The organism is Streptomyces sp. NPDC014891 (assembly GCF_043081085.1).
GTDB lineage: Bacteria > Actinomycetota > Actinomycetes > Streptomycetales > Streptomycetaceae > Streptomyces.
Genome location: NZ_JBIBWF010000003.1, coordinates 264,052 through 279,520, shown reverse-complemented (window position 1 = coordinate 279,520; position 15,469 = coordinate 264,052). Strand labels below are relative to the sequence as shown.

Genomic DNA, 15,469 nt, shown 5'->3' with positions numbered 1-15,469 from the left:
GCTGGTTCCTACTTCTTCTTGAGGTAGTTGTCGGGCCAGTAGAACTTCAGGTAGTTGCCGCTGGGCTCGTACAACTGTACGATCCGGCCTTCGCCCGCAGCCGCGCGGATGATCGGCGGGCAGATGTCCGAGCAGACCGGCCGGGACGCCGCGCCGTGCGTCGGCAGCCAGCTCTCACGGCCGCTCGCCTCGTGCCTCCTGTGGAGGAAGTGGAGGATGTTCTGTTCGGCGTGGCCGCCCCGCTCCTTGGGCGGAGGTTTGGGCAGGTACTCGTCCGCAGGGATCGGGATGAGGCCCATCTCCTTGGCCAGTTTCAGCTGCTCCTTGTTCAACGGCACCTTACTGGTTCCCGCGACGAACATCCGGGGTCCCTTAGGCGTGATCGCGTGGATGACCGCGACGGTCTGGTACCGCCGCTTGTCCTCCGGGAAGACGTGCGCGATCTTCGTGGCCATGTCCTGGAGGGCCTGGAGGCACGGCGCGAGGCCCAGGGGGTCGGCCTCGGTGAGCGGGTCGGCGACGTAGCCGACGGGGTTCGGGGCGGGATCGAGCCCCAGGGGGTCCGGGGTGAGGTACCGGCCGGCCTCCGGGTCGTAGTGCCGGAAGTAGTTGTAGTGGAGACCGGTCTCCGGGTCCGCGTACTGGCCGGGGAAGCGGAGCGGCGTGTAGGCGTCGGCGTCCTGGTTCCAGCTGGTGACGCCCCAGTGCGTGGCGCGGCTGCGCCACGCGATGCGGCCGGTCTCGTCGACCAGTTCCGTGGGCGTGCCGATCAGGTCGGTCACGACGGCGAAGAACCGCGAGTCGATCTCGGTCTGGTCGGCGCGGGCCGCATCGGCGCCCAGGGAGGGTGCGCGGTGCTCGATCTGGGCCAGCGGCCGCTGACCGTCGTGTTCCCAGGTGAGGGTGGTGGCGCCGACGCTGTCCGTCTGCTCCGCCAGGCGCGCGTCGTCCCAGGTGAACACCGTCTGCGCGACGACCGTACCGTCCGGACCGTGCCGCCGCTTCGCCGTCCGCCGGCCGAACGCGTCGTAGAGATACGTCCACAGCACACCGTCGGGCGTGGTGCAGGAGGTGAGCCGGTCCTCGGCGTCCCAGGTGTAGCGCCATACGTCGGGCTTGCGGGAGAGCCGTTTCCTGCGCCGTTCGACGACCCGCCCCGCCGCGTCGTGGACGTAGCTCATCGCCCCGGCGGAGCGGACGGCCGTCCCCTCGATGTCACGAGGGCCCCGGGACTCGGGGTACGGCGCGCGGTCCGGCCAGTGGGCGGCGGTCTGGTTGCCCTCGATGTCGTAGGCGTACGTCTCGCTCCATCCGGGGGACTCGATCCTCGACGCGCGCCCCGCCGCGTCACGTCCGAAGGTGCGGATGTGCCCCGTGAGGAGGTCGGTGAGAGAACGCACCCGGTCGTCGGGCCGGTAGTCGTACGCGTGCGAGCGCACCAGGCGGCCGGGCACGGCCAGCGTCTGTTCCCTGATGCGGCCACAGCCGTCCCACTCGGTGGAGAGGGTCAGTGGCTCGTCCGGCGGCCCGAGGGAGCGGCGGACCTCCCGGCCGAGCGCGTCGTGGGTGAAGGTCAGGGTGTGACCGCCGAGGTCGAGCGCGGAGCGGTTCCCGTTCGCGTCGTAGGTCAGCGTGGTCGTCACGCCGCTCGGGGTGATCCGGCCGGTGCGTCGGCCGAGCGCGTCGTGGTGGTAGCGCGTGGTGCGCCCGTCGACCGTCTCGGCGGTCACCCGGCCCCGGTCGTCCCGTTCGATGGTGAGGGTCGAGTACGGCGACCTGGCCGAGGTCATCCGCCCCATCACGTCGTAGGTGAGCCGGGTGACGGTGCCGTCCGCCTCCTTGGCGACCAGCAGGCCGTCGTCGTCGAATCGATGCGTGACGACCTGTCCGAGGACGTTGGTCCGTGAACTCCACCGGCCTGCGGCATCGTAGGCGTAGCGGACCGTCCGGCCGTCGAAGTCGGTCTCCGAGACGATGCGGCCGACGGTGTCGCGCGCATAACTCCAGCTGTGGCCAGCCGCGTTGCGGACCTCCGTGAGCCTGAGTTCCGTGTCGTAGCCGAACTCGTGGCGTGCGCCGTCCGGTGTGGTGCGGGCCGACGGGAGGTCGAAGTGGGTGTACTCGTGGAGGGTACGGCCCCCGGTGGCGTCGACCTCGGCCACGCAGTTGCCCTCCCCGTCGTACTCCCAGGTGTGCGTGGTGCCGTCGGGAGCGGTCCGCCGCGCCGGCAGGCCCTCGACGGTCCATTCGAGCGTGGTGACGGCGCCGCCGGCGTCGGCCGTGACGGGGCGGCCGAAGGCGTCGCGCGTGAACGTGACGGTGTTCCCGACCTCGTCCGTCCGGGAGAGCGGGAGACCCGCGCGGTCCGGTACGAACGTCTCCGTGCGGCCGTCGATGTCGGTGATGGAGAGCAGGGCGCCGTTCTCGTCGTAGGTGAAGTGCACCGTCGCGCCGTCCGGGCCCACCAGCGCCAGCTGGTTGCCACGCTCGTCGTACGTCCTCGTCCAGCGAGCGCCGTTCGGCGCGGTCGTGGCGACCGGCATGCCGAGGTCGCCGTACTCGGCCGTGGTCACCGCGCCGCCCGGCGTCGTCACGGCGGTGAGGTGCCCCTCCTCGTCCCAGGTCCAGGTCGCTGTCCTGCCGTGGGTGTCGGTGCGGCTCAGGAGGCGGTCGTACCGGTCCCAGTCCTGGCTGACCGTGTTGCCCAGCGGGTCGGTTTCGGCGACTGTCTGGAGGCGCTCGTTGATCATGTAGACCGTGGTGGCGCCCGTGGAGTCGGTGTAGTGGGTGGTGCGTCGTTCGATGTCGTAGGCGAAGGTGGAGGAGAGGCAGCCGTCGGGGCCGACGGTCTCGACGACCCGTCCGTCGCCGTCGTACACGTAGCGGAACGTCGAGCCGTTGCGATCGGTCCAGGACGTCACGCGGTCGGAGTGGTCGTAGGTGAAGCGCAGCGGCAGCCCCGAGGAGTTGACGACGGCGTCGAGGTTCCCCGAGACGTCGTACCCGTAGGACATGACGTCCACCGGCCCCTGTGGCGTGTCCATCGCGAGGGAGACGACCCGGTCGTCCTCGGCCGTGACCCGGACCCGGTAACCGCCGCTGTGCGAGACGGCGATCGGGGCGCCGTCCGAACGGCGGGAGAACGTCACGGAGTTGTCGTTGCGGTCGGTCAGCTCGCTCAGCCAGTACGCCGTCGACGTCCGGTACGGGCTGCCGGTGAAGGAGCGGGTGAGGCCGGTGTCGGGCTCCGTGACCGTGTACGTGGTCAGATCCTCGTGCGTGCCGCCGTGGGCCAGCGGGACGCGGGGGCCCTCGACGGGCAGGACGTCCTCGCCGTCCGGCCGGGGGAGGCGCGGATAGACCAGCAGGGAGCCGTCCGCCCGCGCCCAGACGGCGCCGCCGCCGACGGGGTCGGGTTCGATGCGTTCGTCGAGGGTGGAGGCCCAGCTGCGACCGAACCACTGCCCGTGGCGGTAGGCGGAGAGGTGGGTGCGCTCCAGGACGAGGGGCAGGGTGCCAGGAAGCGTCAGATCCGTCTGCGGCAGCGTCATGACACCGGTCGCCACGTCGACCGGGTCGTTCTTGCAGGTCTTCTTGTCCAGCGGGATGCCGTTGCGGCGGGGATCGTCCTTGGCGTTCCGCAGCGGTTCGGGGCGGGTGCGGCGCTCACCGTCGGAGCGCGAGGGACCGCGTCCGTTCCCCGTGCCGTCGTGGTCGCCCTTGCGCTGACGGGCGAGGCGATCGCGGGTGGCGTCGTCGTTGCTCTTGTGGTCGGTGGATATGCGCCTGACGGCTTTCGGCAGCGTCTCGCCGACGTGGTCGCCCATGGTCTTGGCGGACTTCACCAGGGCGCCCATGGCCTTCTCGATGACGGGGTCCAGGGCGTCGGCGATGTTGTCGCGCCCCTTGTTGCGGCCCTGGGCCGTTTTGGCCTTGGTCAGCTTTCCGGTGGTCTTGCCGTGGATCCCGGCGCTCACGCCGTTCAGCCTCGTGCCGGCGCTGTCGTGTTCGTCGTGCTCGATGTGGAAGCCCTTGCCCTTGCCGCCGCCACCGCCGCTTCCGGCGGAGGCGAGGTTCAGGCCCTCCTTCGCGCCCTGCACACCCTCGTCGAAGCCGTCCTTGCCGGCCTGTTTCGTCTGGTCGAGGTTCACACCGTTCTGGACGCCCAGGGCGTCCATGCCGACCTGGACGACCAGGTCGGCGGCCATGTCCTCCAGCGCCGCCACCGCCGGCTCCGTCATCACCGAGACGATGTGGCCTACCGCCTCCTCCATGGCCCCCGTGATGAGCTTCAGCAGCTGCTTCTTCGTGAACGCGATCGCTCCGGCGCCGAGCAGCGCGGACAGGCCACCGGTCACCGGGATCAGGGCCATGGCCAGGCCGGTCTGACCGGCCAGAATGCCGAGCTCCGCGACCGCCTTCCACTTCATGGCCTCGATCGCGTCCGCCGCCATGTCGAGGGCGCCGGCGATCGTGCGGCCCGCCGAGACGAGGTCCTTGAGGTGTTTGCCCTTGACCTTGGACCAGTGCTCGTTCAGAGCGTCCATGGCCTCGCCGTGGCCCGACGACAGCAGGCGCTCCATGTGGTTGTTGGCGAGCTGCCCGTCGTCGGCGAGGTCGTCGGCGAACTCCCGCAGGGCGTCCGCCATTTCCCGGTAGGCGTCCTCGTCGACGTTGGGCCAGTTCACTCCCACCAGGTCGAGCAGCGTGTCCGCCCAGTCCGGCACCGTGACAGCCATGAATCCGTTCCCCCGTCAGATGATGGTCGGTCAAACAGACAGTCCTACCATGCTGATTGACCGACCTGTCATCGGCTCGGCCGTGCGGGGGCCGCTGGTCTGCCGCTCGGGTCACCGAGATGCTCCGCTTCTCGCGGGCTCAGCGCCTCAGGGGCGGCCATGGGTACCCGCCACCCAGGCAGGCCGCCCGGGTTGCCGAACCGACTTCGGCCGGGCCGGGTCGGGGACGGTTCTCCGGTGACGCCCGAGTGAAGGGAAGGCCCAGGGGGGAAGCCGTCTCGTCTGCCGGAGCGATGTTCCTCACAAACGTCGTCCGGAGGTGTCGGTGTAGGCTCGGGGCCGCCCTTGACCTGCACAAAGCAGGCAGGGAGCCGTCTCAGAGGAGTCCACCGTGCTGCGCACTCTGTTCAAGTCCAAGATCCACCGGGCCACCGTGACCCAGGCCGACCTGCACTACGTCGGGTCCGTCACCGTCGACGCCGAGCTGATGGAGGCCGCCGACCTCCTGCCCGGTGAGCTCGTGCACATAGTCGACATCGACAACGGCGCCCGCCTGGAGACCTACGTCATCGAGGGCGAGCGCGGCTCCGGCGTCATCGGGATCAACGGGGCCGCCGCCCATCTGGTGCACCCCGGCGACCTCGTGATCCTCATCAGCTACGCACAGGTCGAGGACGCCGAGGCCCGCGCGTTCGTGCCGCGCGTCGTGCACGTCGACGCCGGCAACCGCATCGTGGAGCTGGGGACCGACGCCTCCGCGCCCGTCCCCGGCAGCGACACCGTCCGCGGCCCGCACGCCGTGCCCGCGTCCGCGCCGGTGTCCGTGACCGGCTGACCGCACCACGTCGAGGAGCGCCCCCCCGCATGGCAGAGCCGCAGATCCGTGACGACCGCGCGAAGGGGCGCCTGGAGGCGTTCGAGGACGGCGCCTACGTCGGTGTCGTCGTCTACTTCGTGCTGACCGGCGAGCCCCACGCCCTCGTCGCCGTCCACACGGCCGTCGAGGACGGCCACGAGGGCAAGGGCGTCGCCGGGTCGCTCGTCCGCGCTCTCTACGCGACGGCCGCCGCGGAGGGCGTTCCCGTCGTCCCGCTCTGCTCCTACGCCGCCGCCTGGGCCGAGCGTCATCCCGACGAGGCGCCGCCCGCCCCGCCCGCGCTGGTCGCCGCGGCGAAGGCCCGGCTCGAGGGCAGCCCGGAGCTGTGGTGACCGGGACGGGAACCCTCGGGCTGCTGCACACCTCACCGGTCCACGTCCCGGTCTTCGACGGGCTCCGCGACCGGCACCACCCCGGGCTCGGCCTGCGGCACCGCGTCGACGAGGGCCTGCTCGCCCGCGCCCGGGCGGAAGGCCCCGAGGCGGTGGCCGGGGAGGTGGCGGCGGCCCTCTCGGCGCTCGTCGCGGACGGAGCCGACGCCGTGCTCTGCACCTGCTCCACCATCGGCGGGGTCGCCGAGCGGCAGGCGGCCGCCGCGGGCGTCCCGGTGCTCCGGGTCGACCGGCCGATGGCCGCCGAAGCCGCCCGGCACCGCCGGATCGTCGTCGTGGCCGCCCTGCGCTCCACCTTCGAACCCACCGTCGCCCTCATCGCGGAGGAGTCGGGCCCCGAGCCCTCGCTCATCGGCACCGTCGTCGTCGACGGGGCCTGGGAGCTGTTCGAGGCGGGGGACCGGGACGGCTACCTCGACGCCGTCGCGGCCGCCGTGGACGGCGCGCCCCCGTCGGACGGCGTCGTCGTGCTGGCGCAGGCCTCGATGGCCGACGCCGTCGACCGGACGACCACCTCCCGCCCGGTGCTGGCGAGTCCCCGCCTCGGGCTCGCCGCGGCCGCCCGGGCGGTCGCCGCGCGGCACCCCGCCGAGGCGGTCGGACCGGCGGCGGACTGACCCGAAGGACGGGACCCGGCGGGCGCCCCGCCGCCCGCCGGGTCACCCTGGGGAGGGACGAACCCGTCGACCGAGAGGTCCGTGATGACCCACCCGACCCCCGATCCGCTGCCCCCCTCGCCCATCCCGCCGCCGGTCCCCCCACCGAACCCGGTCCCGGCCCCGCCGACCCCCGATCCGAGCCCGGCTCCGCAGCCCGGCGGACCCGTCCCGGAACCCGAGCCGCAACCCCAGCCCGGCCCCGCCTGACGGCTCCCGCGTCAACGGGAAGGTGACATAAGGGCCTTGGGGTTCGGCGAATCGCTTGTCACGGAGCGTGCGCACGCCCTAACTTGGACGGCTGTCGCAGTGTTCAAGGGGGGCCCATGGCCGTACGCGGACGTCACCGCCGCCACCAGCCGAGCCGGATCAACCGTGCCTCGCTGACCGTCACCGTGGGAGGCGCCGGAATGGCGCTGCCCCTCATCGGCGCGGGCACCGCCCACGCCGCCTCGCTCGACGTCTGGGAGAAGGTCGCGGCCTGCGAGTCGACCTCCACCTGGCACATCAACACGGGCAACGGCTACTTCGGCGGTCTGCAGTTCAGCCAGTCCACCTGGGAGGCCTACGGCGGCACGCACTACGCGCCGCGCGCCGACCTCGCCTCCAAGGACCAGCAGATCGCCGTCGCCGAGCGGGTCCTCAAGGGCCAGGGCCCCGGGGCGTGGCCGTCCTGCGGACCGAGCTCCGGGCTCGCCCGCGGCGGGGACGCCCCGGACGCCGCCCCCGCCACCGCGAAGGCGTCCCGGGGCGGGAACGCGCCCGTCGCCGCCGGCCTGCCCGGACAGCGCGCCCTGTCCGAGCGGCCGGCCAGGAACGTCGGCCCGACCGCCGTCCCCACCGTCCGCGAGATGTACACGGTGACCCCGGGCGACTCCCTGTCGAAGATCGCCCGCGAGGAACGGGTCCCGGGCGGCTGGAAGCGCCTGTACGACACGAACCGGCCCGTCGTCGGCGACGACCCCGACCTCATCCACCCCGGCCAGCGCCTGACCCTGCGCATCGCCGCCCCGAAGAAGCCCCCGACGAGGACGCCGGCGGCGAAGACACCGCCGCCCAAGGCCTCCGGACCGACCACCACGCCCCGGCCCGTCACCCAGCCGAGCGCCAGGCCGAGCCCCCGCCCGGTCGCGGAGCGGCCCACGGCGAAGCCGACGGCCAAGCCCGCCCCCAAGCCCGCGCAGACGACCCGGCCCGCCGCGAAACCCCCGGTCAAGCAGGTGGCCAAACCGGCCGCGAAACCCGCGGCGAAGCCCAGCACGAAGCCCGCCACCCGGCCCGCGACCAAGCCGCGCCCGCCCGCCACGGAGGAGCGCCGTTACAGCGCCCCCGTCTCCGCCGGCATCGGCACCCGCTACGGCAAGCCCGGATCCTCCTGGTCCAGCGGCTACCACACCGGCGTCGACTTCCCCGTGCCCACCGGGACCTCCGTGAAGGCCGTCGCCGGCGGACGGATCGTCTCCGCCGGGTGGGGCGGCGCGTACGGCTACCAGATCGTGCTCCGGCACGACGACGGCCGCTACAGCCAGTACGCCCACCTCTCCGCGCTCGCCGTCCGCGAGGGCCAGCGGGTCACCGCCGGCCAGCGCATCGGCCGTTCAGGCTCGACCGGCAACAGTTCGGGACCGCACCTGCACTTCGAGGTACGGACGGGACCCGGGTACGGCTCCGACATCGACCCCCTGGCCTACCTCAGGGCGCGCGGGGTCTCCCTCTGACCCCGCGCCTGGTCCTGAGCCCGGACCACCTCCCGGACCCGACGCCGGGAGGGGACCGGCCGGCGACATCCGGTCGAGCGTGAGCTGGATCAGGCCGCCCGCGGCCACCGCGCCGCTGATCAGCGCGGCGACGGTGCCCGCCGCGCCGTAACGGAAGCTCTCGCCGAACAGGGTCAGGCCCACGGCCGCCGCCACCACCGGGTTGACCACCGTGACGGTGGCCAGCGGGGCCGCGAGCCCCGCGCCCCGGTACGAGGCCTGGGACAGCAGCAGACCGGTCACGGCGAGCGCCGAGAGGACCAGCAGCGCGGTCCACTCGGCGAGCGGGGCCGAGGACGTCCACTCCTCCGCCACCGACTTGGTGAAGACGGAGGCGATGCCGAACGAGACGCCCGCGGCGGCGGCCAGGACGACGCTGCGCAGCACGGACCTGCCGATCAGGTGCGCGGCGGCGAACAGCGCGGCCACCACGCCGAACGTGCAGCCCGCCAGCAGCCACCGGTCGCCGTCGGACAGGGCCCGCGCCTCGGCGCCGCTCGTCAGGCTGAGCAGCCCGGCCAGGCCCGCCGTGGCCATCACGGCACCGCGCCAGGCGCGGGAGCCGGCCCTGCGGCCGACGAAGAGCGCCGCCATGGGCAGCGCGAACACGATGGTCAGGGCGCCCAGCGGCTGGACCAGGCTGAGCGGCCCGTACGCGAGGGCGGCGACGTGCAGGGCCGCCCCGACGCCGTTGAGCAGGACGGACCCCCACCAGGCCGGGCTGCGCAGCGGCGCGTAGCGCGGGCCCGCGGCGGAGGCGGCGACCCGCTCCTGCACGATCGCCGCGGCCGCGTAGGCGACCGCCGAGACCAGGGCCAGGAGAACGGACAGCAGGAGGGGACTCATACCTTCCACGATCTCTCTTCCCGGCCGATCGCGTCGTCGTACCAGGGGACGTCTTCCCGGGTACACCCCACGCAGTAGTTCGCCCCCACGTACGCCCGGAGATGTATACCCGTGCAGGTCAGAAGGGGTGCAAAGCGACTTTTCCGCGCCCTGTCGGGGACCCTCGTACGCCGGATACGGTGGTCGGAAACCGGGTCGGAGAACCCGCCCGGCGACACTCCGGCGCACGACCGGGACCGGAATCAGGGGGAGCTCGGGTGGATCTCGTCGAGAGCGCGTCCGTGGGCGGCTTCTTCGCCCTGCGCACCAGCGCGCCGGAGAACGGCGGGGCGCACCTGCCGCTCGCGCGCCTCTACGCGGGCGACGACGGACCGCTCCACGCGCGCGTGGACCGCGTCGCCGCCCGCCTCGGGGCCCCCGAGCGGCGCGTCGGGGCGTCCGTCGCCCACCTCGGGCTCGCCGCCCGGCTCTGGTCGACCGCCCTCGGGCCCGCCGCCCTGCACGGCCGCTTCCCCGCCCTCGACCCCGCCGAGCTGTACTGGGACGGGGCCCTCACCTCGCCCGACGACCTCTGGTGGGCGGGCTCCGACACCCGCCCCGCGACCGTCGAGGCGCTCCGCGCGGCCGTCCAGGAGGCGCACCTGGTGCCCCTCCACGCGGCACTGCGCCGCGACGGGCGCATCTCCCGGCGCCTGCTGTGGGGCAACGCCGGCTCAGCCCTGGCCGGCGCCCTGCGCGAGCTGACCCGCTGGGCCCACGCCCACGGCCGCCCGGACGCCGCCGCACGGGCCGCCGGCCTCGTCTCGGGACTCCTCGCCCACCCCGACCTCGCCGGGACGGTCCCCGGCCCCCGGCTGCGCCGTGCCAGCTGCTGCCTCTACTACCGCTGCCCCGCCGGGGGACTCTGCGGCGACTGTGTCTTCGACCACGCCCCCGGAACGGGTTTGGAGGGGCGGCCCGAGGCTCCGTAAAGTTGCGGGGGTCGCCGTCTCGTGAGGACCCCCGGACGGCGGCGCCCCACCCACGGTGACGAACGAGCGAACGAGGAACCCGAAGGCCATGACGGTGACCGAAGAAGACCAGGACCACGGGCCGGGTATCGACCCCGAGCGCCTGGCCGTCTGCCTGAGCGTCCTCGACGAGCTCGACCAGCTGGACGTCGACCACCCGGACGCCATCCGCGTCCGGCGCGCCACCGCCGGGATCTACCGGACCGTGAAGCAGCGCCGCCGCCAGGAGCGCCGGGCGTTCAAGACGGCCAACGACAAGGCGGTCACCGAGGCCACGGCCACCGGATCCGCTCAGCGCATCGACGACGAGACCGAGGGCATCCTGCCCACCTCGGTCACCGAGCAGGGCCGGATCGCCGGGATACTCCAGCGCCCGCGCTCCTGCTACGTCTGCAAGACGCGGTTCGTCGAGGTCGACTACTTCTACCACCAGCTCTGCCAGAAGTGCGCCGCCGAGAACCGGGCCAAGCGGGAGGCCCGCGCCGATCTCACCGGCAAGCGCGCGCTCCTCACCGGCGGCCGGGCGAAGATCGGCATGTACATCGCGCTGCGGCTCCTCCGCGACGGCGCGCACACCACCATCACCACCCGCTTCCCCAAGGACGCCATCCGCCGCTTCAAGGCGATGGAGGACTCCGCGGACTGGATGCACCGGCTGGAGGTCGTCGGCATCGACCTGCGCGACCCGGCCCAGGCCGTGGCCCTCGCCGACCGGATGACCGAGGCCGGGCCGCTGGACATCCTCATCAACAACGCGACCCAGACGGTGCGCCGGCTGCCCTCCGCGTACGCCGCCCTGGTCGAGGGGGAGAACGCCGGGCTGCCGGCCGGCGAGCTGCCCGCCCACCACGTCATCGGAGCCTTCAACTCCGGTGCGGTCGGTGAGCTCGTCGGCTCGTCCGAGCTCCCCGTCGGCGTGCGCGACCTGGAGGCCCAGCAGGTCGCCGACCTCGCGCTGGTCGCGGGCAACGCGACCATCGCCAAGCACCTCGACGGCACCGCCATCGACGCGGGCGGCCTCGTGCCGGACGTCGTCGAGTCCAACACCTGGGTGCAGAGCATCGAGCAGATCTCCCCGGTCGAGCTCCTCGAGACCCAGCTGTGCAACTACACGGCGCCGTTCATCCTGATCAGCAAGCTGCGTCCGGTGATGGCCGAGGCGGCGAAGAAGGCGGCGAGCGGCCGCTCGTACGTCGTGAACGTCTCCGCGATGGAGGGCGTCTTCAGCCGCGGCTACAAGGGCGCCGGACACCCGAACACCAACGCGGCGAAGGCCGCGATGAACATGGTGACGCGGACCAGCGGCGAGGAGATGTTCAAGACCGACGGCATCCTCATGACCTCGGTCGACACCGGCTGGATCACCGACGAGCGTCCGCACTTCGACAAGCTGCGCCTGGCCGAGGCCGGCTTCCACGCCCCGCTCGACCTGGTCGACGGCGCGGCCCGCGTCTACGACCCGATCGTGCGGGGCGAGGACGGCGTCGACCTCTACGGCTGCTTCCTCAAGGACTACGCCCCCGCGAACTGGTAGGAGCCGGCCGCGTGGCGGTCTCCCCCTGTCCTGACAAGAGCGCCCCACCGGCCAGGTGGGGCGCTCTTTCGGCTCGTTTCACCCGTTCGCGTCACACGTGGCAGCCCGGTAGAGCGCATGTGCGCTCATTTGGTTAGTCTGAGGTTCACGGTCGGCCACCGAGGAGACACACCGTCCTCACGGCCTTCCAGGGACAGGCCTTTCACCGGGGCCTCGGTCCCGCCCGACGAACGGCGCCACCGCGACCGAGCGGCATCTGTCCCACAGGTAGCGCGACACGAAGGAGTGCGCGGTGACACCAGAACTGACGAAGCAGGAACCGCGGCCGTCCGAACCCAAGGAACGGCCCCGCAGGAACGGCGAGCTGGGAAGCCTCGACGTGTGGGCCCATGCGGCCCCGATCCGTCTCGCGGGGTACGAGGACGACCTCGCCGAGCCCCACATCCTGCCCGGCATCGACTGATCCCCCCCGCTTCACCGGGTGCCCCCGGTCGCCGCGCGCGGCGACCGGGGGCACCGGCACGCGCGGCCCCGGCCTCGGCTCTCCCCGGTGCTCACCGCAGCCGGGTCGGCGGCAGGTACTCGCGGACCAGCGTCCGGTGCCACCAGGCGCCGGTCGCCCGGAGCTCGCGCCAGGTCGTGTAGCGGTACCGGTAGAGCCGGGCGCGGACGTAGACCGGCGGGGCGTCGGGGAAGGGGGTGCGGGCGAGCAGCCGCAGGGTGTCCCGGTCGCCGTCGAGCAGCCGCTCGACGAACGGGCCGAACCAGTCCCGCGCGTATCCCGGGCTGAGGGCCGCGAACCACATCAGCCAGTCGAGCCGCAGGTGGTAGGGGGCGAACTGGCCGGGCAGCCGCCGCGGATCGCCGGGCTTGCCCTTGAACGCGTACTCCCGCCACTCCGTGCCCGCGTGCGGCGCCGGGTCGGCGGTGCCCTCGACCACGATCTCGTCCCTGGTCCGTCCGACGGTGCCGAAGGCGCCGTAGCTGTTGACCAGGTGGTACGGGTCGTAGGAGCGGTTCATCGCCTGGTTGCGGGAGAGCAGGTTGCGGACCGGTCGGTAGCTCCGGACCAGGACGAACAGGGTGGCGGCCACGACCAGGACCACGTACCAGAGCGGTGGGTCGGGCCGCGGGTGGGTGCCGGTGACGGGGGAGGCGTCCACGACGGACAGGGCGAGCACGATGGTGAGCCAGTTGAGCCAGGCGAAGTTGCCGGACAGCACCAGCCACAGCTGGGTCGCGATCATCAGTCCGGCCGCGACGGTGGCCACCGGCTGGGGAGCGAACAGCAGGAACGGGACGAGGAGCTGGACGACGTGGTTGGCCGCCGCCTCCGCCCGGTGCAGCGGCCGGGGCAGGTGGTGGAAGAACCAGCTCAGCGGTCCGGGCATGGGCTGGGTCTCGTGGTGGTGGTAGAGGCAGGTCAGATCGCGCCAGCACGCGTCGCCGCGGATCTTGATCAGCCCGGCGCCGAACTCGACCCGGAAGAGCAGCCAGCGCAGCAGGAAGAGCACGAGGACCGGCGGCTCGGTGTCGTCGTTGCCGAGGAGGACGGCGAGGAACCCGGCCTCCAGCAGCAGGGACTCCCAGCCGAAGGAGTACCAGGTCTGGCCCACGTTCACGATCGACAGGTACAGCCCCCACAGCACCAGCCACATCAGCATCGACACGGGCAGCGGCACTGCGTCCCCGGCGCCGGCGAGGAGGGCGAGGGCCAGGGCCGCGCCCGACCAGGCCACTGCCGCGAACAGCCGGTCGGAGTAGCGCCAGTGGAAGAGCGAGGGCGTGTGCCGCGGCCGGGTCCCGCGCACGTACTCCGGTACGGGGAGCATGCCGCGCTCCCCGATCAGCGCCCGGAACTGCAGGGCAGCCGACAGGAACGCCACGCAGTACAGCCCGGCGAGGCCCCGCTGGAAGAGGATCCGGCTCAGCCAGTGGTCGGGCGCGGTGAACCACTCCATCCCCTCCAGTATCGGCCCGGGGTCAGGTCCTGACGAGACGCCGGAGGATCGCGCCCAGCCGGCGCGCGTACGCCCGCTGGAGGAGGGGCACCACGGGGCCGCCGAGCCGGGTGTACCAGACGGCGGGGCGGCTGAAGGCGGTGACGGCGAAGCGGACCGTGCCGTCGGGCTCCAGGTGGACCATGAAGGACTCCTCGCCGCACTCGGGATGTCCGGTGAGGGTTCCGTAGGCGAAGCCGATGCGCCGGTCCTCGTAGGCCGTCCAGACCACCGAGCAGCCCGCGCCGATCCGGAGCGGGCCGAGTCCGGCCGAGATGTCGACGGCCACGCCGGGCGCGGCCCGCTCGGCGTCGGCGAGGAGCCGGGCCCCGGTGGCGCGGTGCATCCGCCAGGTGGTGACGGCGGCTCCGGCGGTCTCGAAGGCGGCCCGGCCGTGGCCGACGACCGTGCTGTACCGCAGGTGGTGGTAGCCCTCGGGGAGGGCGGACGGGGTGCGGGTGGCGGCGACCTCGCGGTAGCTGAGGGTCGGGCGGGGGCGGTGGGGCCGGGACAGGCTGCTCATGAGGCGGGTCATGCCGGGGACTCCGTTCGCGGGCGGGCGGTGGGGACGGCGGTGGTCGTGGCGGTGGTGGGGACGGCGGTGGTCGTGGCGGCGGTGCGGGCCGGGGGGTGCGCCGGTTCCTGCGGGTCCCGGCGGAGGCGGCGGTGGGCGAGCAGGGCGCAGACGGCGAAGCCCAGGGCGTTGCCCAGGCCGTGCGTCGCGGCGGTCCAGGTGAGGTCGAGGTGCGGAAGGCCGGTCGCCTCGCCCAGGGCCCAGCTCAGCGCGAGCAGCATGGTGGCGAAGAGGACCAGGGCCGAGACGGCGAGGAGTCCCCGGGTGAAGCGGTCCGCGGCCCAGGCGCGGCGCTCGCGCAGGGTGAGGACCGCGACCGCCGTCATGCCGGCCGTCAGGACGACCGCGCCGAGCAGCTCGGCCCAGTCGTCGACGAAGTAGCCGAGCAGCACGAGCAGGGTGCCCGCGGGGACGCTCAGGGCGGCGAAGCGGGCGGTGGGGCCGTCGGAGGCGCGGCAGAGGAGACCGGCGACGAGCGCGGCGGCGAACCCGGCGAAGTGGAAGTGCGGGACGGTCAGCGCCAGGATGTCCAGGTCGAAGCCGAAGAGCGGGTACGAGGCCCGCTCCGCGACCAGGGCGAAGCCGGCCACCGAGGGGGCCACCAAGGCGGTGAGGACGGCGATCTCGCCCGGTGCGAGGGAGCGGGTCAGGACCAGCCGGGCCGGGGCCTGGAGGGCGAGGGCGAGGGTGGCGAGGGCGTAGACGGCGGCGAGCGCGGTCGCGGGTCCGGAGCGTGGCAGCCACAGGGCGAGCACGCCGGGCGCGGCCAGCAGGGGCCAGGCGCGGCGGAGCGCGTCGAGCCCGGGCGGCCGCGGGCCGTCGAGGAGCGCGAGTCCCGTCGGGACCACCCAGAGCATGCCGATCGTGACGACCGTGCCCACCAGGACCGACAGTGCGGTCATTGCTCATCCCCCCACTTGAACGTGTTCAACTGGACGTTCCGAGCGTAGAGCGTTTCTTGAACGCGTTCAAGCCCGTGGGTGGACACGGTCGGCGGCGCTCCGCTTGCGGGGGCCCGCGCACTGCGAAAGACATGGAGGACTGGCCGGAGCCGGGCGCAGCGGCCCGGGGAGAGAAAGCGGGA

General features: G+C 73.1%; 12 protein-coding genes. 7 read left to right on the top strand and 5 right to left on the bottom strand.

What is annotated here, in order from left to right; translation table 11 throughout:
- Positions 1-8: 8 nt before the first annotated feature.
- On the bottom strand, positions 9-4,739 hold the full coding sequence (locus ACF09E_RS09585) for a DUF6531 domain-containing protein (RefSeq protein ID WP_392204632.1): 4,731 nt from the start codon (positions 4,737-4,739) through the stop codon (positions 9-11).
- A 391-nt stretch (positions 4,740-5,130) separates the two neighbouring features.
- Between ACF09E_RS09585 and panD the strand changes: the two genes are divergently transcribed.
- The 4 genes from panD (at position 5,131) to ACF09E_RS09565 (ending at position 8,382) form a co-directional block, all read left to right on the top strand.
- Entirely contained in the window at positions 5,131-5,574 is a 444-nt protein-coding gene (gene panD / locus ACF09E_RS09580) for an aspartate 1-decarboxylase (protein WP_392204631.1), read from the top strand.
- Positions 5,575-5,603: 29 nt separating this feature from the next.
- A complete protein-coding gene (locus tag ACF09E_RS09575) occupies positions 5,604-5,948 on the top strand; it encodes a GNAT family N-acetyltransferase (RefSeq protein WP_392204630.1) in 345 nt (114 codons plus the stop codon).
- Positions 5,945-6,625 (top strand): arylsulfatase, encoded by a 681-nt coding sequence (locus ACF09E_RS09570; protein WP_392204629.1) that lies wholly within the window; start codon positions 5,945-5,947, stop codon positions 6,623-6,625. The genes ACF09E_RS09575 and ACF09E_RS09570 overlap by 4 nt, the downstream gene beginning before the upstream one ends.
- Positions 6,626-6,990: 365 nt before the next feature.
- Positions 6,991-8,382, top strand: coding sequence for a transglycosylase family protein (locus ACF09E_RS09565; RefSeq protein WP_392204628.1), 1,392 nt, complete (start codon positions 6,991-6,993; stop codon positions 8,380-8,382).
- Here ACF09E_RS09565 and ACF09E_RS09560 read toward each other — a convergent pair.
- Positions 8,263-9,267 (bottom strand): DMT family transporter, encoded by a 1,005-nt coding sequence (locus ACF09E_RS09560; protein WP_392204627.1) that lies wholly within the window; start codon positions 9,265-9,267, stop codon positions 8,263-8,265. The two genes, ACF09E_RS09565 and ACF09E_RS09560, sit on opposite strands and share 120 nt — an antisense overlap.
- 257 nt (positions 9,268-9,524) lie before the next feature.
- Here ACF09E_RS09560 and ACF09E_RS09555 point away from each other — a divergent pair, with 257 nt between their 5' ends.
- The 3 genes from ACF09E_RS09555 (at position 9,525) to ACF09E_RS09545 (ending at position 12,274) form a co-directional block, all read left to right on the top strand.
- Complete coding sequence (locus ACF09E_RS09555) at positions 9,525-10,238, top strand: (2Fe-2S)-binding protein (RefSeq protein WP_392204626.1); 714 nt, start codon at positions 9,525-9,527, stop codon at positions 10,236-10,238.
- Positions 10,239-10,326: 88 nt separating this feature from the next.
- Positions 10,327-11,811 (top strand): SDR family NAD(P)-dependent oxidoreductase, encoded by a 1,485-nt coding sequence (locus ACF09E_RS09550; protein WP_392204625.1) that lies wholly within the window; start codon positions 10,327-10,329, stop codon positions 11,809-11,811.
- A 292-nt stretch (positions 11,812-12,103) separates the two neighbouring features.
- Positions 12,104-12,274 (top strand): hypothetical protein, encoded by a 171-nt coding sequence (locus ACF09E_RS09545; protein ID WP_361861679.1) that lies wholly within the window; start codon positions 12,104-12,106, stop codon positions 12,272-12,274.
- Positions 12,275-12,365: 91 nt separating this feature from the next.
- On the opposite strand, the gene ACF09E_RS09540 is transcribed toward ACF09E_RS09545, so the two are convergent.
- Genes ACF09E_RS09540 through ACF09E_RS09530 form a run of 3 tightly spaced genes read right to left on the bottom strand, consistent with a single transcriptional unit; the run spans position 12,366 to position 15,278 of the window.
- The gene (locus tag ACF09E_RS09540; protein ID WP_392204624.1) at positions 12,366-13,772 is read right to left on the bottom strand and encodes a lipase maturation factor family protein; all 1,407 of its coding nucleotides are present in this window, start codon (positions 13,770-13,772) and stop codon (positions 12,366-12,368) included.
- Positions 13,773-13,794: 22 nt separating this feature from the next.
- Entirely contained in the window at positions 13,795-14,346 is a 552-nt protein-coding gene (locus ACF09E_RS09535) for a DUF1990 family protein (protein WP_392204623.1), read from the bottom strand.
- Positions 14,343-15,278 (bottom strand): YndJ family protein, encoded by a 936-nt coding sequence (locus ACF09E_RS09530; protein WP_392205003.1) that lies wholly within the window; start codon positions 15,276-15,278, stop codon positions 14,343-14,345. The genes ACF09E_RS09535 and ACF09E_RS09530 overlap by 4 nt, the downstream gene beginning before the upstream one ends.
- Positions 15,279-15,469: the final 191 nt, after the last annotated feature.

Excerpts from the sequence above, each read along its gene's own strand:
- ACF09E_RS09565 (WP_392204628.1), top strand. The coding sequence starts at position 6,991 with ATGGCCGTACGCGGACGTCACCGCCGCCACCAGCCGAGCCGGATCAAC.
- ACF09E_RS09575 (WP_392204630.1), top strand. The coding sequence starts at position 5,604 with ATGGCAGAGCCGCAGATCCGTGACGACCGCGCGAAGGGGCGCCTGGAG.
- ACF09E_RS09535 (WP_392204623.1), bottom strand. The coding sequence starts at position 14,346 with ATGACCCGCCTCATGAGCAGCCTGTCCCGGCCCCACCGCCCCCGCCCG.
- ACF09E_RS09585 (WP_392204632.1), bottom strand. The coding sequence starts at position 4,739 with ATGGCTGTCACGGTGCCGGACTGGGCGGACACGCTGCTCGACCTGGTG.
- ACF09E_RS09560 (WP_392204627.1), bottom strand. The coding sequence starts at position 9,267 with ATGAGTCCCCTCCTGCTGTCCGTTCTCCTGGCCCTGGTCTCGGCGGTC.
- ACF09E_RS09540 (WP_392204624.1), bottom strand. The coding sequence starts at position 13,772 with ATGGAGTGGTTCACCGCGCCCGACCACTGGCTGAGCCGGATCCTCTTC.
- ACF09E_RS09550 (WP_392204625.1), top strand. The coding sequence starts at position 10,327 with ATGACGGTGACCGAAGAAGACCAGGACCACGGGCCGGGTATCGACCCC.